Origin of the sequence: Streptomyces sp. NPDC059788 (assembly GCF_042732265.1) — a bacterium.
Taxonomy (GTDB): domain Bacteria; phylum Actinomycetota; class Actinomycetes; order Streptomycetales; family Streptomycetaceae; genus Streptomyces.
Map to the genome: position 1 here is coordinate 1 of NZ_JBHWHY010000009.1, position 22,112 is coordinate 22,112.

19 protein-coding genes are annotated in these 22,112 nt (G+C 73.2%); 12 read left to right on the forward strand and 7 right to left on the reverse strand.

The genetic code is table 11. The features are described 5' to 3' along the window. Nucleotides 1–51: 51 nt before the first annotated feature. On the reverse strand, nt 52–1,458 hold the full coding sequence (locus tag ACFV57_RS10010; RefSeq protein ID WP_385228074.1) for an MFS transporter: 1,407 nt from the start codon (nt 1,456–1,458) through the stop codon (nt 52–54). Nucleotides 1,459–1,487: 29 nt separating this feature from the next. Further along, nucleotides 1,488–1,937, reverse strand: coding sequence for a MarR family winged helix-turn-helix transcriptional regulator (locus tag ACFV57_RS10015; RefSeq protein WP_030669441.1), 450 nt, complete (start codon nt 1,935–1,937; stop codon nt 1,488–1,490). Nucleotides 1,938–2,067: 130 nt separating this feature from the next. Between ACFV57_RS10015 and ACFV57_RS10020 the strand changes: the two genes are divergently transcribed. After that, on the forward strand, nt 2,068–2,256 hold the full coding sequence (locus tag ACFV57_RS10020; protein WP_073759267.1) for a ribbon-helix-helix protein, CopG family: 189 nt from the start codon (nt 2,068–2,070) through the stop codon (nt 2,254–2,256). Between the two features lie 57 nt (nt 2,257–2,313). Here ACFV57_RS10020 and ACFV57_RS10025 read toward each other — a convergent pair whose 3' ends face one another. Beyond that, nucleotides 2,314–3,783 (reverse strand): NCS2 family permease, encoded by a 1,470-nt coding sequence (locus ACFV57_RS10025; RefSeq protein WP_385228078.1) that lies wholly within the window; start codon nt 3,781–3,783, stop codon nt 2,314–2,316. 274 nt (nt 3,784–4,057) lie between these two features. On the opposite strand from ACFV57_RS10025, the gene ACFV57_RS10030 reads away from it, so the two are divergent. Then, entirely contained in the window at nt 4,058–4,339 is a 282-nt protein-coding gene (locus ACFV57_RS10030) for a DUF2530 domain-containing protein (protein ID WP_385228081.1), read from the forward strand. A gap of 192 nt (nt 4,340–4,531) precedes the next feature. After that, nucleotides 4,532–6,925 (forward strand): HAD-IC family P-type ATPase, encoded by a 2,394-nt coding sequence (locus tag ACFV57_RS10035; RefSeq protein WP_385228084.1) that lies wholly within the window; start codon nt 4,532–4,534, stop codon nt 6,923–6,925. Between the two features lie 95 nt (nt 6,926–7,020). Here the strand turns inward: ACFV57_RS10035 and ACFV57_RS10040 are convergent, their stop codons facing one another. Next, nucleotides 7,021–10,290, reverse strand: coding sequence for a sacsin N-terminal ATP-binding-like domain-containing protein (locus tag ACFV57_RS10040; RefSeq protein WP_385228087.1), 3,270 nt, complete (start codon nt 10,288–10,290; stop codon nt 7,021–7,023). Nucleotides 10,291–11,156: 866 nt separating this feature from the next. Next, on the reverse strand, nt 11,157–12,113 hold the full coding sequence (locus ACFV57_RS10045) for a DUF3027 domain-containing protein (protein ID WP_385228090.1): 957 nt from the start codon (nt 12,111–12,113) through the stop codon (nt 11,157–11,159). A gap of 408 nt (nt 12,114–12,521) precedes the next feature. Here ACFV57_RS10045 and ACFV57_RS10050 point away from each other — a divergent pair, with 408 nt between their 5' ends. From ACFV57_RS10050 to ACFV57_RS10065, 4 genes are read left to right on the forward strand one after another with little or no spacing between them, the layout of a single operon-like run. Then, nucleotides 12,522–14,051, forward strand: a complete 1,530-nt coding sequence (locus ACFV57_RS10050) for an MFS transporter (RefSeq protein WP_385228093.1) — start codon at nt 12,522–12,524, stop codon at nt 14,049–14,051. A gap of 26 nt (nt 14,052–14,077) precedes the next feature. Next, on the forward strand, nt 14,078–14,590 hold the full coding sequence (locus tag ACFV57_RS10055) for a hypothetical protein (RefSeq protein WP_385228096.1): 513 nt from the start codon (nt 14,078–14,080) through the stop codon (nt 14,588–14,590). Between the two features lie 36 nt (nt 14,591–14,626). Next, nucleotides 14,627–15,469 (forward strand): futalosine hydrolase, encoded by an 843-nt coding sequence (mqnB, locus tag ACFV57_RS10060; protein WP_385228099.1) that lies wholly within the window; start codon nt 14,627–14,629, stop codon nt 15,467–15,469. Then, nucleotides 15,466–16,317: a 1,4-dihydroxy-6-naphthoate synthase gene (locus tag ACFV57_RS10065; protein WP_385228102.1), complete on the forward strand. Its 852-nt coding sequence runs from the start codon at nt 15,466–15,468 to the stop codon at nt 16,315–16,317. The genes mqnB and ACFV57_RS10065 overlap by 4 nt, the downstream gene beginning before the upstream one ends. 31 nt (nt 16,318–16,348) lie before the next feature. On the opposite strand, the gene ACFV57_RS10070 is transcribed toward ACFV57_RS10065, so the two are convergent. Beyond that, nucleotides 16,349–16,732, reverse strand: coding sequence for a cold-shock protein (locus tag ACFV57_RS10070; protein ID WP_385228105.1), 384 nt, complete (start codon nt 16,730–16,732; stop codon nt 16,349–16,351). Between the two features lie 196 nt (nt 16,733–16,928). On the opposite strand from ACFV57_RS10070, the gene ACFV57_RS10075 reads away from it, so the two are divergent. After that, nucleotides 16,929–17,168 carry a hypothetical protein gene (locus ACFV57_RS10075; RefSeq protein ID WP_385228108.1) on the forward strand — a complete coding sequence of 80 codons (240 nt, stop codon included), beginning with the start codon at nt 16,929–16,931 and terminating at the stop codon, nt 17,166–17,168. A gap of 19 nt (nt 17,169–17,187) precedes the next feature. Here the strand turns inward: ACFV57_RS10075 and ACFV57_RS10080 are convergent, their stop codons facing one another. Next, nucleotides 17,188–17,871 carry an HAD family hydrolase gene (locus ACFV57_RS10080; RefSeq protein ID WP_385228111.1) on the reverse strand — a complete coding sequence of 228 codons (684 nt, stop codon included), beginning with the start codon at nt 17,869–17,871 and terminating at the stop codon, nt 17,188–17,190. A 95-nt stretch (nt 17,872–17,966) separates the two neighbouring features. Here ACFV57_RS10080 and ACFV57_RS10085 point away from each other — a divergent pair, with 95 nt between their 5' ends. From ACFV57_RS10085 to ACFV57_RS10100, 4 genes are all read left to right on the forward strand, one after another. After that, nucleotides 17,967–18,995: a FecCD family ABC transporter permease gene (locus tag ACFV57_RS10085; protein ID WP_385228114.1), complete on the forward strand. Its 1,029-nt coding sequence runs from the start codon at nt 17,967–17,969 to the stop codon at nt 18,993–18,995. Then, nucleotides 18,992–20,068 carry a FecCD family ABC transporter permease gene (locus ACFV57_RS10090; RefSeq protein ID WP_385228117.1) on the forward strand — a complete coding sequence of 359 codons (1,077 nt, stop codon included), beginning with the start codon at nt 18,992–18,994 and terminating at the stop codon, nt 20,066–20,068. The genes ACFV57_RS10085 and ACFV57_RS10090 overlap by 4 nt, the downstream gene beginning before the upstream one ends. Before the next feature lie 128 nt (nt 20,069–20,196). Then, nucleotides 20,197–20,994 (forward strand): ABC transporter ATP-binding protein, encoded by a 798-nt coding sequence (locus ACFV57_RS10095; RefSeq protein WP_385228544.1) that lies wholly within the window; start codon nt 20,197–20,199, stop codon nt 20,992–20,994. A 31-nt stretch (nt 20,995–21,025) separates the two neighbouring features. Beyond that, entirely contained in the window at nt 21,026–22,096 is a 1,071-nt protein-coding gene (locus tag ACFV57_RS10100; protein WP_385228120.1) for an ABC transporter substrate-binding protein, read from the forward strand. Nucleotides 22,097–22,112 lie beyond the last annotated feature (16 nt).

Sequence of the window (22,112 nt, forward strand, 5' to 3'; positions counted from 1 at the left end):
ACAGGGGCCGCGGTGCGCCCGCGTCCCCGGCCCCGCCGCCGTACCCAGGCCTCAGGCCGCCGCGGCCAGCCGCTCCGGTTCGCCGTCCCGCTGACGCGGCACGAACCGTACGTGCTGGTGGCCGCGCCGCAGGTCTATCCGGACCCGCAGACCGCCCGCGCGGGTCAGCATCAGGCCGACACCGGCCGCGGCCACCAGGGAGACCAGACCGCCCGCGAGGAAGCCGAGCCGCGCGCCGTACGCGTCGGTGACCCAGCCGACGATGGGCGCGCCGAGCGGCGTGCCGCCCATGAAGACCATCATGAACAGGCTCATCACCCGCCCGCGCATCAGCGGGTCGGTCGCCATCTGCACGCTGGAGTTGGCCGTGACGTTGATCGTCAGGCCGACGACGCCGATGACGATCAGCAGCGCGCCGAAGATCCAGACGGCCGGGGAGAGGGCCGCGGCCATCTCCAGGACGCCGAACAGCAGCGCCGCGCCCACCAGCAGCCGCAGCCGCGACGTGCTGCGCCGGGCCGCGAGCAGGGCGCCCGCCAGCGAACCGGCCGCCATCAGGCCGTTGAACCAGGCGTACATGCCCGCGCCGCCGTGGAAGACCTTGTCGGCGAAGGCGGTCAGCCAGATCGGGAAGTTGAAGCCGAAGGTGCCGATGAAGCCGACCAGGACGATCGGCCAGATCAGCTCGGGGTGGCCCGCGACGTAGCGCACGCCTTCGCGCAGCTGGCCCTTGCCGCGCGGCGCGCGGTCGACCTTGTGCAGGTCGCGGGTGCGCATCAGCAGCAGTCCGGCGAGCGGCGCGATGAAGGACAGGCCGTTCAGGAGGAAGGCCCAGCCGCTGCCGAGGGAGGTGATCAGCGCGCCGGCCACGGCGGGGCCGATGAGCCGGGCGGACTGGAAGTTGGCGGAGTTCAGGCTGACGGCGTTGCGCAGGTCGTCCGGGCCGACCATCTCGACGACGAACGCCTGCCGTGCCGGGTTGTCGACGACGGTGATCAGGCCGAGCACGAAGGCCATCAGGTAGACGTGCCAGACCGCGACCTGCCCGCTGAGGGTCAGTACGGCCAGGATCAGGCCGGTCAGGCCCATCGAGGCCTGGGTCACCAGCAGCAGCTTGCGCTTGGAGACCCGGTCGGCGATCACGCCTCCGTACAGCCCGAAGAGCAGCATGGGCAGGAACTGCAGGGCGGTGGTGATGCCGACGGCGGCGGAGGAGCCGGTGATGCTGACGACCAGCCAGTCCTGGGCGATGCGCTGCATCCAGGTGCCGGTGTTGGAGACGACCTGTCCGGTGGCGAACAGACGGTAGTTGCGGACTCTCAGCGAACGGAACATGCCCCCGCGCGGTTCGGCGGCGGTGCCCTTTGAGGCTGCGGGGGGCGCGGTCGCGGCGTCGGTGACGGTGTTGTCGGTGGAGTTCGGTGCGGGGGCGGAGTCTGCTCCGGGTCCCGTACTCAAAGTGGGTTCGCCTCCTCGGCGCTCGGTGGTTACAGCTGGGCGAGCTTCTCCAGTACGGGTGCGGCGGTCCGCAGTGCGGCCCACTCGTCCTCGTCCAGCCCGGAGGCCAGCTCGGCCAGCCACGCGTTGCGTTTGCGGCGGCTCTCTTCGAGCATCGCCTCGGCCTGTTCGGTCTGGGTGACGACCTTCTGGCGGCGGTCGTCCGGGTGCGGTTCGAGCCGGACCAGGCCCTTGGCCTCCAGCATCGCCACGATGCGGGTCATCGACGGCGGCTGGACGTGCTCCTTGCGCGCCAGCTCGCCGGGGGTGGCGTGACCGCACCGGGCGAGGGTGCCGAGCACCGACATCTCGGTCGGGCTGAGCGACTCGTCGACCCGCTGGTGCTTGAGTCGGCGGGAGAGACGCATCACGGCGGACCGCAGTGCGTTCACGGCGTCGGCGTCGGCGGCAGCGTCGTCGCCAAGGGACAGTTCCGGCATGTTCGTTAGCATAACTCATTACCCTCTCTAATGAAAGCCCGTACATGCGGGACCATCCGCATCACCCTTACGAGTGAGGACGCAGCGGAAAGCGACCCGCCTGACCAGGGCGCGAGAGGACCGTGGCGGTATGGGATCGGGAGTGCTCAGCCTGCGTATGGACGGGGAACTGCTGGAGCGCCTTCGGCAGCACGCCGCGAAACGCGGAATGAGCGTCCAGGACTATGTGACCCGGACGCTCATCCGTGAAGACTTCGACGAACGCTTCAAGATGTCGGTGGACCGCACGGAGCGGTTCTACGCCGCTCCGCCGCTGTGAACCGCTCCTGCGCCGCGCGCCGGGCCGCCGCTGCGAACCGGGCCCGGCGCCCGGCCGCTACTTGACGCCCAGCGCCTGCTCGATCGGATTGAGCAGGAAGTAGACGAGGAAGGCCGCGCCCACGGCGTTCAGCAGCCACGGGATCTCCTTGAAGCGGCCGGTCGCCGTCCGCAGCAGGATGAAGGCCAGCACGCCCATGCCGATGCCGTTGGTGATGCTGTAGGTGAACGGCATCGAGATGATCGTCAGGAACGCCGGGATCGCGATGGTGAAGTCGCCCCAGTCGATGTCCCGGACGTTCGCGGACATGATCAGGAAGCCGACGACCAGCAGCGCGGGCGTCGCGGCCTGCGACGGGACGACCGTCGCCAGCGGTGTGAAGACCAGCGCGAGCAGGAAGAGCCCGCCGGTCACGATGTTCGCCAGACCCGTACGGGCACCCTCGCCGACGCCCGCGGTGGACTCCACGAAGCAGGTGTTGGCCGACGCCGAGCCGACCCCGCCGGCCGCCACCGCGATGCCGTCCACCATCAGGATGCGGCCCATGCCGGGCAGGCTGCCGTTCTCGTCGGTCAGCCCGGCCTCCTCGCCGACGCCGATGATCGTGCCCATCGCGTCGAAGAAGCCGGACAGCAGCACGGTGAAGACGAAGAGGCAGCCGGTCAGCAGGCCGACCTCCTTGAAGCCGCCGAACAGGCTGATCTGGCCGACCAGGCCGAAGTCCGGCGCGCCGACGATGCTGTCCGGCACGTTCGGCACGGCCAGGCCCCAGCTCTCGTCGGGGATCTGCGCGACCGCGTTGATGATGATCGCGACGACCGCCATCACGACCATGCCGATCAGGATCGCGCCCTTGGTCTTGCGTACGGTCAGCAGGAACATCAGCGCGAGGCCGATGACGAAGACCAGCACCGGCCAGCCCTGGAGCTGACCGCCCTGTCCCAGCGCCAGCGGCACGGTGGTGTGCGCGGCGTCCGGGTTGCGGCTGACGAAGCCCGCGTCGACCAGGCCGACCAGCGCGATGAACAGGCCGATGCCGATCGCGATGGCGCGCCGCAGCCCGCCCGGGATCGCGTCCATGACGCGCTGCCGCAGACCGGAGGCGACCAGGATCATCAGCACCAGGCCGGCCAGCACGACCATGCCCATCGCGTCCGGCCAGCTCATCTTGGGGGCGAGCTGGAGGGAGACGACGGCGTTGATGCCGAGGCCGGCGGCGACGGCGATCGGCACGTTGCCGATGACGCCCATCAGGAGGGTGGACAGGCCCGCCATCAGGGCGGTGGCGGTGACCAGCTGGCCGTTGTCCAGGTGGTGCCCGAACTTGTCCTGGCCGGCGCCGAGGATGATCGGGTTCAGCACGACGATGTACGCCATGGCGAAGAACGTGGCGAGGCCGCCGCGCAGCTCGCGGGAGACCGTCGACCCCCGCTCGGAGATCTTGAAGAACCGGTCGAGACCGTTCTTGGGCGCCTGCGGGCCTGGGCCCTGGACGGCGTCGACCGGCGTGGTGGCCGAGGGTGACATGCGCTGACCTCAGTCGTACGGGCCTGGGAGAGGCGTGGGGGCCCCGGATCGGGCCCAGAACACAAACAAACCGGATCGGATTGGAGGATTCAACGAACCAAACCAGTCAGAACCGGATAGGTTCAGTATGAATAAACAAGACGATGATCGCTATCTCCGCGCGTAGACCCCTGGCGGAAACGGGCCGGCGGACGTCCGCGGCCCGGCCGGGAGCTCCGACGCGCGCCGCCCTGCCCGGATCGGCGCTGTCGGTGGCTGCCCGTAAGCTGACCCCATGTGGAAGAAGTCCGAACTGCGCGAGGCCCCGGAGCCTCTTGAGGGCCCCGTCGTCGGCACGATCACCGGCGGCACCATCATCTGGTTCGTGCTCTTCCTGGCCCAGCTCCCCTTCTACGGCTGGTTCGCCGACCACGACCGCACCTGGTGGGTGTGGACCTGCCTGGCCGGCGGCGGCCTCGGCATCCTCGGCATCTGGTACGTGCGCAAGCGCGACGCCGCGATCAAGCGCGCGGCGTCGGCCCGGGAGGCCGGAGGGACGCCGGCGGACGCGGTCTGAGCCGAAGGCCCCTAGAAAGCGCCCGGCGCGCGACCCCGTCCGCATACGCGGCTCCTCCCCCGAGGAGAATCCACCCCATAGTGGACGCATCCCGGCCCCCGGCGGTTGACGTGTGTCCCTCCAACAACTCCCACCACCTTCCTGTGCGCATCCAGCGGGTGAATCGCCCGTTCCGCCCGTAACGTCGAAGGCATGACTCAGCGGGCGAAGACCGAAGCCGCCGGCCCCGAGCCGGCCACCGGGCCGGACCACCGCGGCCTGACCGCCGCCGAGGTCGCCGAGCGGGTAGCCAGAGGCGAGGTCAACGACGTCCCCGTACGGTCCTCGCGCTCCACCGCCGACATCGTCCGCTCGAACGTCTTCACCCGCTTCAACGCCATCATCGGCGTGCTGTTCGTGATCATCCTGATCGTCGGCCCGATCCAGGACGGCCTGTTCGGCTTCGTCATCGTCGCCAACACCGGCATCGGCATCATCCAGGAGCTGCGCGCCAAGAAGACCCTGGACAGCCTCGCCGTCATAGGCGAGTCCAAGCCGACCGTACGGCGCGACGGCACGGCCGCCGAGATCCCGACCTCCGAGGTCGTGCTCGGCGACGTCATCGAACTCGGCCCCGGCGACAAGGTCATCGTCGACGGCGAGGTCCTGGAGAGCGACGGCCTGGAGATCGACGAGTCGCTGCTCACCGGCGAGGCCGACCCGGTGGTCAAACGACCCGGCGAGAAGGTGATGTCCGGCAGCTTCGTGGTCGCCGGCGGCGGCGCGTTCACCGCCACGAAGGTCGGGCGCGAGGCGTACGCGGCGCAGCTCGCCGAGGAGGCGTCCCGCTTCACCCTCGTCCACTCCGAACTGCGCACCGGCATCAGCCAGATCCTCAAATACGTGACGTGGATGATGGTGCCGACCGCCATCGGCCTGATCCTCAGCCACCTGTTCACCCTGAACATGGCGGGCGACGAGGCCGTACGCCGGATGGTCGCCGGCATCGTCCCGATGATCCCCGAAGGCCTGGTGCTGCTCACCTCCGTCGCCTTCGCGATCGGCGTCATCCGGCTCGGCCGCAAACAGTGCCTGGTCCAGGAACTGCCCGCCATCGAGGGCCTGGCCCGCGTCGACGTGGTCTGCCTGGACAAGACCGGCACGCTGACCGAGGGCGGCATGGACGTCAGCGAGCTGCGGCCGCTCGGCGGCACGGACGAGGGCCGCGTCAAGGAGGTCCTCGGCGCCCTCGGGGCGTCCGACCCCCGCCCCAACGCCTCCCTCCAGGCGATCATCGACGCGTACCCGGCAGGCGACGGCTGGCGCAGCGCCGACGCGCTGCCCTTCTCCTCCGCCCGCAAATACAGCGGCGCCGCCCTCGAAGACCCCGACGGCGAGCGCACGACCTGGCTGCTGGGCGCGCCCGACGTCCTGCTGCCCACCGGCGACGACGCGCTCTCCGAGGTCGACGACCTCAACGCCCAGGGCCTGCGCGTCCTCCTGCTGGCCCGCGCCGAACGCGACCTGCACGACGCCGAGGTGGCCGCCCACGTACAGCCCGCCGCCCTGATCGTCCTCGAACAGCGGCTGCGGCCCGACGCGATGGACACCCTGCGGTACTTCGAGGACCAAGGCGTCCAGGCGAAGGTCATCTCCGGCGACAACGCGGTGTCGGTCGGCGCGGTGGCCGGAAAACTGGGCATGCCGGGCGCCGAATCGCCCGTCGACGCGCGCAAGCTCCCCGCCGACCCGGACGAGATGGGCAAGGTCCTGGAGGACGGCGCGGTCTTCGGCCGCGTCACGCCGCAGCAGAAGCGGGACATGGTCGGCGCGCTCCAGAAGCGCGGCCGCATCGTCGCCATGACCGGCGACGGCGTCAACGACGTCCTCGCCCTCAAGGACGCGGACATCGGCGTCTCCATGGGCGCGGGCAGCGAGGCCACCAAGGCCGTCGCGCAGATCGTGCTGCTCAACAACAGCTTCGCGACACTGCCGTCGGTGGTCGCCGAGGGCCGCCGGGTGATCGGCAACATCACCCGCGTCGCCACCCTCTTCCTGACCAAGACCGTCTACTCGGTCCTGCTCGCGATCCTCGTCGCCTGCTGCCAGATCCCGTACCCCTACCTGCCCCGGCACCTCACGCTGCTGTCCACCCTCACCATCGGCGTCCCCGCCTTCTTCCTGGCCCTCGCCCCCAACAAGGAACGCGCGAAACCCCACTTCGTACGCCGGGTGATGCGCTACGCGGTCCCCTCCGGCCTGATCGTCGGCCTCGCCGCCTTCGCCACCTACCTGCTGGCCCGCAGCCACTACACCGGCCCCGACGCCCTCCCCGCCGAAACCAGCGCGGCCACCCTCACCCTCTTCCTCAGCGCGATGTGGGTCCTGGCGATCATCGCCCGCCCGTACACCTGGTGGCGCGTCGGCCTGGTCCTGGCCATGGGCCTGGGCTTCCTGATCGTCCTCGTCGTCCCCTGGCTCCAGAACTTCTTCGACCTGAAACTGGTGGGCACGACCCTGCCGTGGGCCGCGGTGGGCATCGCCGTCGCGGCGGCGGCGCTCCTGGAGATCGCGTGGCGGGTGGTGGGCCGCCGCTTCCCGGCGTAGCCGGCTTCGCCGACGGTCCTTCCGGTACGTACGCGAAGGCGACGGGCCGGTGGCGAACGAACCCGCCACCGGCCCGCACCCGGACCTGCTTCCCCCTAGTCGAACCAGCGGGCCTCCGCCAGTTCCTCCGCCCGGTCCAGATCTTCCAGCAGGGCCGCGGTCTCGAAGCGGCGGGGCCACTGGCCGGCGGCCCAGGCCAGGCCCGCGGCGACGCCCTCCAGGGTCGCCGCGTGCAGCGTGCCGTCCGGGGTCCAGCGCCAGTCGAGTTCGGTGCCGTCCTCGACGGTCAGCTCCTCGTGTTCGACGTACGACCGCGGCGTGTCCGGGCCCAGCAGCGTACGTACCGGCTCCGGAACCTCGTGGCGGCTGCCCTCCGAGCCGACCGGCGCCGCGAAGACCTCGCTCAGCCGCCGCACCTGGAACAGTTCCGCCAGATCAGCGGCGCGCGCGGGGGTCACCGGCAGCAGCGGCAGCCCCGCGGCCAGCGGCATCAGGTCCGGCGCGTCCGCGACCACCGCGTCGGCCGCGTCCACCACCCGGGCCTCGCCGTCGACGACGGCCCGCAGTTCGTCGGGAAGCGTGACCTGCTCGGGGTCCAGGTCCGCCAGCACCCCGTACAGCGCGTGCAGCTGCGCGGAGTCCACCTCCCGCGCCGGGTCCGCGAGGCGGCCCAGCAGTTCCGCCGCGCCGCCCGGCTCCTCCAGCAGCGCCGCGACGGAGGTCCGTACGCCGAGGGCCCGCAGCACCTGGGCGTCCACCTCGCCCGCGTCCGCCGACTCGTACAGCCCGGCCAGCAGCGGATCGCCGCCCGCGGCCCGCAGGCCGGCCGGACGGCGCCCGTCCAGCACCGGGTGCCCGCGCAGCCACCACGCCGTGTACGGGCGGACCAGCTCCGTCCTGCCGTCCGGCAGCAGCACCCGTACGGGCGCGGTCAGCGCGTCCCGCAGCGGCGGCTGCGACAGCATCGCCAGCGCCTGCGGCCACGCGTCGTCGTCCACCAGGTCCAGGTCCCGTACGGCCACGATCTCCGTCGCGACCGGCGGCACCGGCGTCTCCGGCAGCCCGTCGAGAACGTCCTCGCACCACACGTCCACCGCGTCCAGGACACCCACGTCGTCCGGCTCGGTGAAGTCGCCGTCGCGCGGCTCCAGCTCGTCCGGGTCCAGCACCACGTCAGGGGCCCGTACGAGGGCGAAGCCCGCCAGCACCCCGACGGCGGTCAGCGGCTGCTCACCCCAGCGCTCCGCGAACCCCGCGTCGACCGCCGCGAGTTCACCCTCCCGGATCACCCGCTCGAAGTCGCTGCCCGGCAACACCAGTTCGCCCGCCGGTGCCGGCTCGCCGTCCTCGTCCGGCAGGGCGAGCGCGGCCAGCCACGGCTCGTCGCCGGGCGCCAGATGCGCGTCGCGGACGAGACCGAGCACGGCCTCCGCCAGCTCCTCGCCGCCGAGCCCGGCCGGCTCCCCGTCGAACCCGAAGGCGTAGTCGTCCTCCTCCGCATCCAGGGAATTGGCGACGGCAGCCCGTACCTGGGCAGACGTCAGCACAGCGCGCGGATTCGCCGGAGTGGCGCCCAGCTTCTCCAGCAACGGGTGCACCGCATCCGGATGCGCGACCTTCAGCCCCAGCCGGGCCAGCGTCCCGTGCCGCTCCGCCGCGTCGTCCCCGCCGCCCGGCAGCGGCAACAGCACCTGCCGCGGCCCGATCGTCGTCCGCGCCGCCCGGCCCTCCTCGCCCCCGGCCCCGGCCAGCGGCACCGGCAGACCGCTCAGCCGCTCCGGGTCCGTACCGGCCAGCGAGTCGTACAGCCGCCACCACCACGCGGGCGACCGGTCCACCCCCGCCAGCCGGTCGACGACCTCGCCCAGCGGCACCCGCGCGACGCTCAGCGCACGCAGCTCCGTACGCCGCTCCAGCCCGGCGGGCAGCAGGCTCGGGAACAGCTCCGCCAGCACCCGGACCGTATCCGCCCCGGCCCCCTCCACCAGCTCGGCGTCCACCGGCCGCAGGACATACGCGTCCTCCTCGCCCCGCGCACCGCCCCAGCCACCGCCGTCACCGGGAGCCAGCTCGTCCGGGCCGCTCGTCCCCCGCACCGCCTCCAGGGACAGCTCCCCGCCCGTGGCGGGCGCCGCCGCACTCGGCAGGAACCGCACCCGCGGCAACAGCTCCAGCACCTGCCGCCGCAGCTCATTGTCCAGCTCACCCTGACCCAGCGGCCCCGGTACGAGATCGATGATCCCCGCCGAAACCGGCTGCCAGCCCGCCAGCAACGACGCGTACGCCTCGGCGGCGCGCCGGATCAGATGCTCGGCGAGCGGCCCCGGCGCGACGCGGCGCCGCGTCGGCTCCAGCGGGAACGAGGCGATCAGCAGCGCCGGCAGGCCCTGCCGCTCGTCGGTGGGCGTCGGCGCGTGCACGACCGGCGCGGTCGCCGGACGCACCGGCGCGCCCTCCTCGTCCACCGGGACCGCCCACGTCACCGCCCAGTGCGGCCGCAGCCGCTCCTCCACCGGGCGGTCCGCCAGCAGCGCCGCGTCCAGCCCGCCGCTCTCGCTCACGACACGCCAGCGGGAGGTACCGCGCTCACTGTCCTCGATGACGACGTACGCGCCCTCCTGGCGCCGCCTCATCTCCCGGACGCCGTCGGGCGTCTCGATGACGACCTCGGCCAGGCCCGGCAGCGTCAGCAGCAACGCGGCGTCGATACCGGCCAGCAGGCGCACCGTCAGCTCGTGCGCGGCGCCGTCGCGCAGCGGCAGCACCACGGAGGTGTCATAGCCCTGCGGCGCGGAGCCCTCCGCGGGCAGCGGCAGCCGCAGCAGCGGTACGTGACCGTCGCGTCGGCGCAGTTCGCCGCCGAGCCCGGGGCTGTGCGCCGCGACCTGCCCCGCCAGCTCCCTGGCCTCGGCCAGCGACCAGCGGACGCCGCCGGTGCGGCCGATCAGCGCGGGCTCGTCGCTGACCGCGAGCACCGCCGAGAAGCCGACACCGAAACGGCCGACGGAGACCGCGGTCTCGGTCTCCGTCTCGCGCTTGGCGGAGGCGCGCAGGGTGGCCAGCGATTCGACGCCGGTGGCGTCGATGGGGGCGCCGGTGTTGGAGGCGACCAGCACCGCGGGGTCGGGCCCTTCGGCCGGGTGCAGGGTCAGGCGCAGCCTCCCGGGCACGCCGGCGCGGGCCGCGGCGTCCGAGGCGTTCTGCGCCAGCTCCACGGCGAGCCGGTCCCGGTATCCGCCGAGCGCGAGATCCTCCTCGGCGTTCGCGTCCTCCCGGAACCGGGCCGGCGAGGCCGCCCACGCGTCGAGCACCCCCCGCCGCAGCCGAGCCGTCCCGAACGGATCTGCCTCTGCCGCTTCGCTCACGTTCTCTCCCGTAGTCCGATGCCGAACTGTTCTTTTTACCGGGTGGGGTGGGGGGTGGGGGAATCGGGTCGCGCCTTCGGCGCGGTTGTCCGGGTTGCCTGGGTGGGGGTGCGCGTTGTGCGCTGTCGGTCCGGTGGGTGGGGGGCTCGGGCCCACGCAGGGGTCACTCTCCCCCAGCCTTCGGCCGGGGGTACCCCCACGACACCGTGCACGTCATCGGTGCCTTAGTAGTGAACCCAGATACCCGGCTGCTCTGCGGGGAGACCCCTGCGTGGACCCGAGCCCCGCGCCGTGGGCGACTATCCGTACATCGTGGCTGGAAACACACAGCCCGGTCCGGCGCGGAGCGCTGGACCGGGCCGGTTCCGCTGCGCGGAGCGCAGGGGCGGAGCGCAGGGGCGGAGCGCAGGGGCGGTTCCGCTGCGCGGAGCGCAGGGGCCGGGCTCGCCGCGCGGAGCGGGGCGAGCGGGGTGGCGCCATCTGCGCTGCCCGTACTGCTCGGCGGCGATGGGCAGACCTCCCGCCCTCCGGCACCGCGAGCCTCACCACACGGTGGGGCGCCGACCAGGGTGATCGAAATCTTCCCCACCAGCTGTCCCGCACGCGCCAAACCGGCCGGAGGGGGTGCGTAGGGGGCCATCCCCGCAGAGCAGCCGGGTATCTGGGTTCACGACTACGTCACCGATGACGTGCACGGTGTCGAGGAGTTGGCCCCCTGCGCACCCCCGCCCCCAGAACGAATCCAATGCGACCCGCGCGACAGCGCAACCCCCGCGCGAAGCGCAAACCGCACACCCCCACAACGTGAACCCAAAAGCAGGCCCAGCCCCCTGAGGAACGTCGTCGGCCGGCCCCACCGGGAGCCCTCAGCTGTGGCCGAACTCCTCGGACGGCCCCGTCTCCTCCACAGACCCCCCAGTCCGGTCGGGCCGCAACGCAAACGGATCGACGACGTTCTCGTCAATGACCGGCGGCGCCGGCCGCGGAGGCCTCGGCATGACGGCCGCCTCGGAGTGCCCCCCACAGCCGTAGCCGAGGGAGACCACATGCCCGTCGGCGGGCCCGAACTCGTTGGCGCAGATGCCGAAGGCCTGCCGCAGGGACCCGGCCAGCGGGACCAGGAAGCCGCAGGAGACGCAGTTGGCGGGGGCGGCCTGGGCCATGGCGGTCTTGGGGCCGTAGGCCTCTTCCCAGCGGTCCGCCGCGGCGTGCAGCCCGTAACGGGAGAGGACCCGGTGGCGCCCCATGCCGAGCTCGTCGGCAACCGCGGCGATACTGCCGCGTGCGGTCGGCTCCGCGACCTGGGCGGCAGCCCGGGCGGCGGCAGCCTGAGCGGCAGGCGAGCCGGGCTCGACATCCGCGTCCTCGACGTCCGCGAGTTCCGCGACGCCCGGCGCAACCGCGGCCTGGCCCCCGCTCGCCCCGGCGTCCTCCTGCGCCGCCTGCGCACCCGTGTAGCCCGGCTCCAGCCGAAGATCTTCGGCCTCGGTGGGCAGCAGATCGCCGGGCCCCATGTCGCCGGGCCGCAGCCGCTCGCTCCAGGGCACCCATTCGGGGGCCAGCAGCGCGTCCGGCCCGGGCAGCAGGACGCTCTCGTCGAGGGTGACGTGTTTGGCCCGGGACGCGCGGGCGACGGTCACGGCCCAGCGCCAGCCCCGGTAGCCGGGCTCCTTGCATTCGAACAGGTGCGTGACGACACGGTCCCCGTCGGCGACGGCGTCGACGTGCTCGCCGACCGTGCCTGGCGCCGCGGCCTCCTCGGCCGCCACGCGGGCAAGGTCGACCGCCTCGGCGCACAGGCGGTCAGGGGTACGGCTTCGCATCGCAGCACTCACAAGAATCGATTCTCTCTTCCACGCCGTCTCACGAGTGCGCCAGCCGGAGCTGTCCTGTCCTGTCCGGACGACCGGCGTGCCGGGGCGGGCGGAGCGGACCTGGGGACCGCGTCGACGTCCGCGCCCGGTCATCTCGGTCGAGCGCACCTCTTACGAACCATTCTGCGGGATCGCGGCAAGGCGCGCGGCCAAGAACGACCGCCGGTGGCGCGCTACACACGCTACCCCTTCAACGGTGCGCGACCCCTCGGCGGGAGCGGCAAATGTCACCGGCAGCGTCCGGCGGCCGTGTGGCCCGGGGCGACAGGCCGCGGAAAGAGCCATGTCCCGGGCGAGTTGGGGCAGTATTGCCCCGTGGCTGCCGGACGGGCGTCGAGAAAGCCGAGGCTGCCGCGGATGTCGCGGGCGTCGCGGGTCTCCGGTGCGGGGACCGCGAGAGCCGCCCGGACCCCGCGGGTCGCCAAGGCTTCGCGGATCTCCACCGGCCCGCGTGTCTCCAAGGGAGCGCGGGTCTCCACGGCGTCCACCAGACCGGGCACGGAGGGCGGCCGGGCACATCGTGCGGGCCGCGCGGTGGGCCGGGCGCTGCGCAGCCCGTTCACGGCGGCCGGGCGCGGCATACGGCGTGCCACGCACGCTCAGGGCGCGGGCGAGTCGGGCCTCGGCAAGCTGATCGAGCTGCACGCGGTGAACTCGGCCGGTGACATGTTGATCACGGTTGCGCTGGCCTCGACGGTGTTCTTCTCGGTGCCGACGGACCAGGCGCGCGGCCGGGTGGCGCTCTACCTGGCCGTCACGATGGCGCCGTTCGCGCTGCTGGCGCCGGTGGTCGGGCCGCTGCTGGACCGGTTGCCGCACGGGCGCCGGGCCGCGATGGCAGGGGCGATGCTGGCCCGCGCGCTGCTCGCGCTGACGATGGCGGGCGCCGTCGCGGGCGGCGGGCTGGAGCTGTATCCGGCGGCACTGGGTGTATTGGTGTCTTCGAAGGCGTACGGGGTGGTGCGGAGCGCCGTCGTACCGCGCCTGCTGCCGCCCCGCATCTCTTTGGTGAAGGCCAATTCGCGGGTGACGCTGGCGGGGCTGCTGGCGACGGGGGCGGCGGTGCCGGTGGGCGGCGCGCTGCATCTGATCGGGCCCAGCTGGCCGCTGTACGGCGCGTTCGCGGTGTTCGTGACGGGTACGTTCCTGTCGTTCTCGCTGCCGCACAAGGTCGACTCGGCGAAGGGCGAGGGGCGGGCGCGGCTGGCGTCCGGGGAGGACGGGCCGGGCGGGCCGGCGGCCGGCGAGCGGCCGGGCAAGGCGCTGGCAGGCGGTCGGCGGCCGGGACTGCGGACGGTCGGCCCTTCGGTGCTGCACGGCCTCCAGGCGAATTGCGCGCTGCGGTCGCTGTCCGGCCTGCTGACGTTCTTCCTGGCGTTCCTGCTGCGCGAGCAGCCGCTGGGCGGACTGGGGCCGCAGGTCTCGCTGGGGCTGGTGGCGGTGGCGGCGGGCGCGGGCAACGCGCTGGGGACGGCGGTCGGCGCGTGGCTGCGGTCCAGGGCCCCGGAGCTGATCATCGCGGTGGTGCTGGGGCTGGCCCTGGCCGTCTCGGTGACCGCCGCGGTCTTCTACGCGGTGCTGGCGATCGTGGTGGTGACGGCCGCGGCGGCGACGGCGGGCCTGTGCCAGGCGCTGGGGAAGCTGTCGCTGGACGCGGTGATCCAGCGCGATGTGCCGGAGCTGGTCCGTACCTCCGCGTTCGCCCGTTCCGAGACGGTGCTGCAGATGTCCTCGGTGGTCGGCGGCGCCGTCGGGATCGCGCTGCCGCTGAACGGGACGGTGGGTCTGGCGGTGGCCGCGGCGCTCGTGGCGACGGGCGCGGCGCTGGCCGTACGCGGTCTGCTGGGCGCGGCGCGGCACGGCGCGCCCCACCCTCGTGTGGCGTGACCGGGGCCGACCGATAGCCTGCCCGCATGACCGCGTTCTCTTCTTGGGGCACAGGCCGCCGCGCCGCTGCCGCCCTCGGTGCCGTGTCCCTGGGGCTCGTCACCCTCTCCGCCTGTGAGAAGCCGACTCCGCTCGCCACGGTGACCGCCGGAAAGGACACCGTGACGGCCGAGGCCGCCTGCTACGACGACGGCAAGGTGATCGGCGATCTGGCCGCCAGCGACAAGAAGGCGCAGGCCGAGTTCACCAAGTGCCTGACCACCGAGCCCAAGAAGACGCTCACGGTGCACCCCGGTGAGAAGCTGCGGCTCGGTGTCGAGCCGGACGTGGCCGAGGACGGCTGGATCGCGCTGTCCAACAGCAGCCCGATCACCAACATGAGCAAGCAGACGTACCAGGTGATCGACGGCGCGGACCAGCTGTTCGTCAACCAGCAGACCCGCAGCCTGGCCGATTCCACCGTGGTGTCCGTCGTCGCCTCCAAGGGCGGCAAGTACACGGGCGTGTGGAACGTCAAGCTCAAGCGCGCGGAATCCTGAGTCCACTGACGTACGTGCGAGGCCGGTGGTGGTGAGGTGACCGTGACGCGTGTCCTGGTCGTCACCGCTGTTCCGGCCGAGCGGGACGCGGTGGCCGCTGGCGTGGCCGGTGACGGCGGCGCCGAGGCCGTCGCGCTGCCCGGGGGCGGCCACACGCTGCACCGGGTACGGGCTGCCGGGCCACCGGCCGGCGAAGGGGCCGGGCTGGTCGTCGACGTGCTCGCCGCGGGTGTCGGCCCCGCCGCCGCTGCCGCCGGGACGGCGACCGCGCTGACCGCCGCGATCTGCGGCGGACTCGGCTACGACCTCGTGATCTCCGCCGGGATCGGCGGCGGTTTCGTACCGGCGCAGACCGCCGGAGGAGCCGCCGGACGGCCCGGCGCCCCGGCCGGTGCCGCGACCGGCACCACATCCGGCGCCCCGGTCGGTTCCACGGTCGTCGCGGACGAGATCGTCGCCGCCGACCTGGGCGCCGAGACCCCGGACGGCTTCGTGCCGGTGACCGAACTCGGCTTCGGGACCGTCGTCCACACCCCGCCGCCGGGCCTCGTACAGGCCCTCGCCGCGGCCACCGGCGCAGCGCGCGGGGCGGTGCTCACCGCCTCGACCGTGACCGGCAGCGCGGAGCACGCCGCGCGCCTCGCCGCGCGCCATCCGCGCGCCCTCGTCGAGGCGATGGAGGGCTTCGGTGTTGCCGAGGCCGCCGCCGCGCGGGGCCTGCCGGTGCTCGAAATCCGTACGGTCTCCAACCCCGTCGGCCCGCGCGACCGCGCCGCGTGGCGCATCGGGGAGGCGCTCGGCGCGCTCTCCGCCGCCTGCGCCGCGCTGCCCCGCGTCCTGGCGGCGGCCGGGGCCCCGACCTCCTGGAGGACGCCATGAGCGACCCGCTCAAGATCGCCTATTCGCCGTGCCCGAACGACACCTTCGTCTTCCACGCGTGGGCGCACGGCAAGGTCCCGGGCGCGCCCGAGCTGGACGTCACCTTCGCCGACATCGACATCACGAACGGCATGGCCGAGCGCGGCGAGGGCGACATCCTGAAGGTGTCGTACGCGGTGCTGCCCTGGGTGCTGGAGGAGTACGCGCTGCTGCCGTGCGGCGGCGCGCTGGGGCGCGGCTGCGGCCCCCTGGTGCTCACCAAGGAGCCGGGCGAGGCGAAGGACCTGGCCGGCCGGACGGTGGCGGTGCCCAGCGAGCGCTCGACCGCGTATCTGCTGTTCCGGCTGTGGGCGGCCGACGAGGTGCCGGGCGGCGTCGGCGAGGTGAAGGTGCTGCCGTTCGACGAGATCATGCCGGCGGTACGGGACGGCCGGGTGGACGCCGGTCTGGTCATCCACGAGGCCCGCTTCACGTACCGGAACTACGGGCTCAGCTGCCTCGCCGACATGGGCGAGCACTGGGAGCACACCACCGGTCTGCCGATCCCGCTGGGCGCGATCATCGCCAAGCGCTCGCTGGGCGCCGAGCGGCTGCGCGAGCTGGCCGCGGCGGCCCGCGAGTCGGTACGGATGGCCTGGGACGACACCGAGGCGTCGCGGGCGTACGTGCTGGAGCACGCGCAGGAGATGGACCCGGCCGTCGCCGACCAGCACATCGGCCTGTACGTGAACGAGTTCACCGCCGACCTCGGCGAGAACGGCTACGCGGCGGTGCGCGGCCTGCTCACGCGCGCCGCGGCCGAGGGGCTCGTACCGCCCCTCGGCCGCGATGCACTGAGCTTCGGCTAGCCGGGCCGCGCCCGGCCCGGGCCGCCGGCCGTCACACGTCCAGCTGGTCGGCGACCGCCCGGAGCATGTTCGCGATCTTCGCGCCGTGCGCCTTGTCGGGGTAGCGGCCGCGCTCCAGCTGCTGGGTGACGCTCTCCAGGAGCGTGGTGAGGTCCTGCACGATCGACGCCAGCTCGTCCGGCTTGCGGCGCTGGGCCGCCGCCACCGACGGCGCGGGGTCGAGGATCGTCACCGAAAGCGCCTGGTCACCGCGCTGGCCGGCCACCACGCCGAACTCGACGCGCTGGCCCGGCTTGAGTGCGTCCACGCCGTCGGGCAGCACCGACGAGTGCACGAAGACGTCACCGCCGTCGTCGCGGGAGAGAAAGCCGAAGCCCTTCTCGCTGTTGAACCACTTGACCTTGCCGGTAGGCACGTCTGTCCTCGTCCTCGTACTCGTCGGAAAAACACTGGGGTCTGGTTACTGCGTCTTCTGCGGGAAAAACAGCTCTGGATAGCAGTGCAGCGGGCCACCGGACCCGCCACCCCCCAAGGCTAATGGTCCGATGCCCGGTGACAAGACGTCGCCGGGTGGTTCCCCCGCGCTTCTGGCCCGGACTTACCCTGGTCATGTGTCTGACGAAACTCCCCAGGCCGGGGATCTGCTGGTCCGGATCGGCGCGATTGTTTTCCTGATTGGCGCGGTGGCCACACTCGCCACCGTCGCCCCGTTGTTCGTCGGGGGCGATCCGCTGCCGTCGGTCTTCTACTGGGTGTGCATGCTGATGGGCGCCGGGTTCCTCATCGCCGGGGCCGGAGTGCTGCGTTCCGTCGCGGCGCAGCGCCGGCAGGCGAGGTCGTCCACGGCGTAGCGGCCGACGTCTTACGGAGTCACGCGTTCCGCGGGGAACGCCGCGCCACGTACTCCGCCAGCCAGGCCGGGAAGCCGGTCAGGTCGTCGAGGAGGACGTTGGCGCCGGCCGCGCGCAACTCGTCCGCGTCGCACGGCCCGGTCGCCACGGCGACGGACACGGCGTCGGCGGTCTGCGCACCGCGTACGTCACCGGTGTGGTCCCCGACGTAGACGGACGCGCCGTGCGCGCGCAGCGCCTCCGCCTTGGCCTCGGCCCACAGTGAGCCGATGACGGCGTCCGCGCCGATGCCGAGGTGGTCCAGGTGCAGCTTCGCGTTGGGCTCGTACTTCGCGGTCACCACGATCGCCCGCCCGCCGTGGCGCTGTACGGCGGCCACCGCCTCGCGGGCACCCGGCATCGCGAGCGTGCCGCCGATCGCGTGGGCGGGGTACATCTCCCGGTACAGGTCGCTCATCTCTGCCACCCGCTCCTCGGGGAACCACCGGCGGATCTCCTGCTCCAGCGGCGGTCCGAGCCGGGTGATCGCCTGGTCCGCGTCGATGTAGGTGCCCGTCGCGGCGGACAGCGCCTGGTAGGCCGCCTTGATGCCGGGGCGGGAGTCGATCAGCGTCATGTCCAGGTCGAAGCCGACGGTGAGCGTCTGCGCGGCCGTGGCGACCGAGGGACCGGGGGCCGGGGTGTGCGAAACCATGGTGGCCATTGTGGCCGATGGCCGGGGAGGGCGGTCGTACACTGGGCCCCTCCTGACCGCCCCCTGTCGCCTGCCCGCGCCGGCGCCGTCGCGAAGGGGAACCGATGCCAGTCGTCCGGGCCGGCAGCCCCAGAGCGTCCCTGGTGAGACGCCGCGCCGGCTGGACGGCGGCGGCGGTGCTCGCCCTGCTGCTGGCGGTGCTCCTCTCGCTGGCGGTCGGCAGCCGGCAGTTCGCGCCGTCCGAGGTGTTCGACGCGCTGCTGTACGGCGGGGACGACGACGCCACGCAGGTCGTGCGCTTCCTGCGGCTGCCGCGCACGCTGATCGGTCTGATGGTCGGTGCCGCGCTCGCCCTGGCGGGCACGGCCATGCAGGGCATCACCCGCAATCCCATCGCCGACCCGGGCGTCCTGGGACTCAGTCAGGGCGCCTCGGTGGCCGTGGTCCTCGCGCTGTCCTTCCTCGGGGTGCACACGCCCGGCGGTTACGTGTGGTTCGCCTTCGTGGGGGCCGGTGCCGCCGCGGTCGTCGTGTACGCGATCGCCGCCGCCGGGCGGGGCGGCGCGACGCCGGTGAAGCTGGCCCTGTCCGGCGCGGCGATCAACGCGCTGCTCGTCGCGGTGACGATGGCGGTGCTGACGACGAAGGCCGCCGCGCTGGACGAGTTCCGGTTCTGGCAGGTCGGCTCGCTGACCGGCCGGGACAGCGAGGTCGCCGCTCGGATCTGGCCGTTCCTGCTGGCGGGCGCGGTGCTCGTGCTGTCCGTCGCGCGCGGCCTGGACGCGCTGGCGCTCGGCGAGGACGTCGCCAAAGGACTCGGGCAGAACGTCGCCGCCGTACGCGTGGTGGCCGGCCTCGGGGCGGCCGTGCTGACCGGCGCGGGCGTCGCGGCGGCCGGGCCGATCGCCTTCGTCGGCCTCGCCGTACCGCATATCGCCCGCGCGGCCGTGGGCGGCGACCACCGCTGGCTGCTGCCGACGGCGGCGCTCCTCGGCCCGGTCGTCGTGCTGGTCCCGGACACCGTGGGCCGCGTGCTGTTCCCGCCGTCCGAGGTCCCGGCGGGGGTGATGACGGCCCTGATCGGCGTCCCGTTCCTGGTCGCCCTCGTGCGGCGGAAGGCGGTGCCCGCGTGACGGTGCCGGTGACCGGGGTACGGCGGGGGCGTACGCGGCCCACCGGGTACGCCGTCGTGCGCGCCGGGCGCGGCTCCTTCCTCGTGCACCGGCGGGCGGCGGGCGTCGCCGTCGTGCTGGCCGTGCTGCTCGCCGCCGTCTGCCTGGCGTACCTGTGCGTCGGCGAGTCCTTCGTGGCGCCCGGCGAGGCGCTGAAGGCCGTCTTCGGGCGGCCCTCGTCGGCCGAACTGGTCGTCGGGACGCTGCGGCTGCCCCGGATGGTGGCCGGGCTGCTGGTCGGCGCGGCCTTCGGGGTCGCGGGCGCGCTGCTCCAGACCGTGGCCCGCAACGCGCTGGCCAGCCCCGACGTCATCGGCATCACCCAGGGCGCGAGCGCGCTGACGGTGGGCGCGATGACGTTCGGCGTCACCTCGTACGCCGTTCTGCCGTACCTGTCCGTCGCCGGCGGCGTCCTCGCCGCCGCCCTCGGCTACGTCTTCGCCTGGCGCGGCGGCCTGCACGCCACCCGCTTCGTCCTGATCGGCATCGGCTTCGCCGTCGCGCTGCGCTCGGTCACCCACCTGTTCCTCACCAAGGGCGACTACCTCGTGGCGCAGCAGGCGCAGGTGTGGATGACCGGTTCGCTCAACGGGCGCGGCTGGGCCGAGGCGGCGCCGCTCGGCTGGGCGCTGCTGGTGCTGCTGCCCGCCGTCCTGTGGGCGGCCCGCGCCCAGCGCACCGTCCCGATGGACGACGACACCGCGACCGCCCTCGGCGTACGGCTGGGCCGCACCCGGCTGGGCCTGGTCGCGCTCGGTGTGGTGCTGGCGTCGATGGCGACCGGCGCGGCAGGGCCGGTCGACTTCGTGGCGCTGCTGGCCCCGCAGATCGGCCGCCGTCTGACGCGTACCGCGCAGATCCCGCTGCTCTGCTCGGCACTGCTGGGCGCGGTCGTCGTCGTCCTCGGCGACCTGCTGGCCCGCAAGCTGCTCGCGCCGACCGAGCTGCCGGTGGGCGTGCTGACCGCGGCCGTCGGCGCCCCGTACCTGATCCACCTGATCATCCGCAGCCGTGCCGTGGGAGGACGAGCGTGAGCGAGGGCAGTGGGAGCAACGGGGGCGTCGGGGGCCACGGGGGCGAGGGCAGTCGGGGCCAGGGAGCCGGGGGCGCCGGGGGCGCCGGGGGCACGGCATCCGCCGGCAGCCGTCTCTCGGCCCGCGGCCTGACCCTCGCCTACGAGGACCGCACGGTCGTCGACGGGCTGGACCTCGACGTCCCGCACGGCGCGGTCACGGTCGTCGTCGGCCCCAACGCCTGCGGCAAGTCCACGCTGCTGCGGGCCCTGGGCCGGCTGCTCAAACCGCGCCGCGGCGCCGTGCTCCTGGACGGTACGGACCTGGCCCGCATCCCCACCAGGAAGATCGCCCGAACCGTCGGGCTGCTCCCGCAGACCCCGGTGGCACCCGAGGCGATCACCGTCGCCGACCTCGTCTCGCGCGGCCGCCAGCCGCACCAGCGCTGGTGGCAGCAGTGGTCCGAGGCGGACGAGCGGGCCGTCGCCGAGGCCATGGCCCGTACGGACGTGACGCGGCTGGCGGACCGGCCGGTGGACGAGCTGTCCGGCGGGCAGCGGCAGCGGGTGTGGATCGCGATGGCGCTCGCGCAGGAGACGGACCTGCTGCTCCTGGACGAGCCGACGACATACCTCGACATCTCGCACCAGGTCGAGGTGCTGAACCTGGTACGTCAGCTCAACCACGACCGGGGACGCACCGTCGTCGCCGTCCTGCACGACCTCAACCAGGCCGCGCGCTACGCCGATCACCTGGTGGCGATGAAGCAGGGGCGCGTCGTCGCGCAGGGGCGCCCCTCGGAGATCGTCACGGCGGAACTGGTGCGGGAGGTGTTCGGACTGGAGTCGGTGGTGGTACCGGACCCGGTGACGGGCTCGCCGCTGGTGGTGCCGGGGCGGCCTTGGCAGGCCCCCGGCGGGGCGGTCGGCGCGCCCGGGTCCGGGTGACCGCGCCGCTCCCCAGCCGAAAGGGCTTGTCATGCAGCTCTCCGCAGTTCCCCGTCCGGTTCCGCGGGCCGGGCGCCGCCGTGCCCGTGCCCTGCTCGCCGTGAGCACCGCGCTGGCGACGTCCCTGACACTGGCCGCCTGCGGTTCGGGCGGATCGTCCGGTCCGGGCGGCTCCGGCTCCTCGGCCGAGGCCGCCGACTGCCCGGCCCAGCCCGCCACCACATGGGCGCGGCCCGCGTCCGGCGGGGGCGGGCACAAGGTGCGTACCGCCATGGGCGAGGTCGAAGTTCCCGACGCGCCCCGGCGGGTGGTGGTGCTGGACACCGCCGAGCTGGACTCGGCGATCACGCTCGGGGTGCGGCCGGTCGGCGCCACCCGCTCCGACGTGGCGAGCGGCTTCCTGGACTACCTGCCCGAGGACGAGCTGACCGGCATCAAGGACGTCGGGAAGATCGGCGCCCCGAACCTGGAAGCGGTCGCCGCCCTCAAGCCCGACCTGATCCTGACCAGCAAGGTGCGCGACGGCGGACGGTACGAGCAGCTGAAGGCCATCGCGCCGACGGTCATGACGGAGACCACCGGCTACCCGTGGAAGCAGAACTTCGCCACCCATGCCGACGCGCTGGGAAAGATTCCGGAGGCGCGAAAGGCGGTCGGCGCGTACGAGGCACACGCGAAGCGGGTCACCGCGGCGCTCGGCGGGGCCGCGGCGGCCGGGCGGACCACGACGAACGTCGTCCGCTTCGTCGAGGGCGCCGACACCCGCGTCTACGGCTGCCGCAGCTACATCGGCACCATCCTCGACGACATCGGCACCGGTCCGACCGGCGTGGTGCGGGACGCCCGCGACGGGATGATGATCGAGGTCGGCGCCGAGCAGATGAACAAGGCGGACGCGGACGCGGTCTTCTACTCGGCGTACGGCAGCCCGGAGAAGTCCAAGGAGTCGCAGATCACCGGCGGGGCCCTGTGGAAGAACATGAAGGCGGTCAGGAACGGCCGGACCTTCCGCGTCGACGACCAGCTGTGGATTCAGGGCATCGGCTACACGGCTGCGGACAAGATCCTGGACCAGTTGCAGGAGAAGCTGGGGAAGAAGTAGGCGGCGGGCGGGCCGG

Excerpts from the sequence above, each read along its gene's own strand:
- ACFV57_RS10100 (WP_385228120.1), top strand. The coding sequence starts at position 21,026 with ATGCAGCTCTCCGCAGTTCCCCGTCCGGTTCCGCGGGCCGGGCGCCGC.
- ACFV57_RS10025 (WP_385228078.1), bottom strand. The coding sequence starts at position 3,783 with ATGTCACCCTCGGCCACCACGCCGGTCGACGCCGTCCAGGGCCCAGGC.
- ACFV57_RS10080 (WP_385228111.1), bottom strand. The coding sequence starts at position 17,871 with ATGGCCACCATGGTTTCGCACACCCCGGCCCCCGGTCCCTCGGTCGCC.
- ACFV57_RS10030 (WP_385228081.1), top strand. The coding sequence starts at position 4,058 with ATGTGGAAGAAGTCCGAACTGCGCGAGGCCCCGGAGCCTCTTGAGGGC.
- ACFV57_RS10020 (WP_073759267.1), top strand. The coding sequence starts at position 2,068 with ATGGGATCGGGAGTGCTCAGCCTGCGTATGGACGGGGAACTGCTGGAG.
- ACFV57_RS10065 (WP_385228102.1), top strand. The coding sequence starts at position 15,466 with ATGAGCGACCCGCTCAAGATCGCCTATTCGCCGTGCCCGAACGACACC.
- ACFV57_RS10015 (WP_030669441.1), bottom strand. The coding sequence starts at position 1,937 with ATGCCGGAACTGTCCCTTGGCGACGACGCTGCCGCCGACGCCGACGCC.
- ACFV57_RS10035 (WP_385228084.1), top strand. The coding sequence starts at position 4,532 with ATGACTCAGCGGGCGAAGACCGAAGCCGCCGGCCCCGAGCCGGCCACC.
- ACFV57_RS10045 (WP_385228090.1), bottom strand. The coding sequence starts at position 12,113 with ATGCGAAGCCGTACCCCTGACCGCCTGTGCGCCGAGGCGGTCGACCTT.
- ACFV57_RS10055 (WP_385228096.1), top strand. The coding sequence starts at position 14,078 with ATGACCGCGTTCTCTTCTTGGGGCACAGGCCGCCGCGCCGCTGCCGCC.
- ACFV57_RS10085 (WP_385228114.1), top strand. The coding sequence starts at position 17,967 with ATGCCAGTCGTCCGGGCCGGCAGCCCCAGAGCGTCCCTGGTGAGACGC.
- ACFV57_RS10050 (WP_385228093.1), top strand. The coding sequence starts at position 12,522 with ATGTCGCGGGCGTCGCGGGTCTCCGGTGCGGGGACCGCGAGAGCCGCC.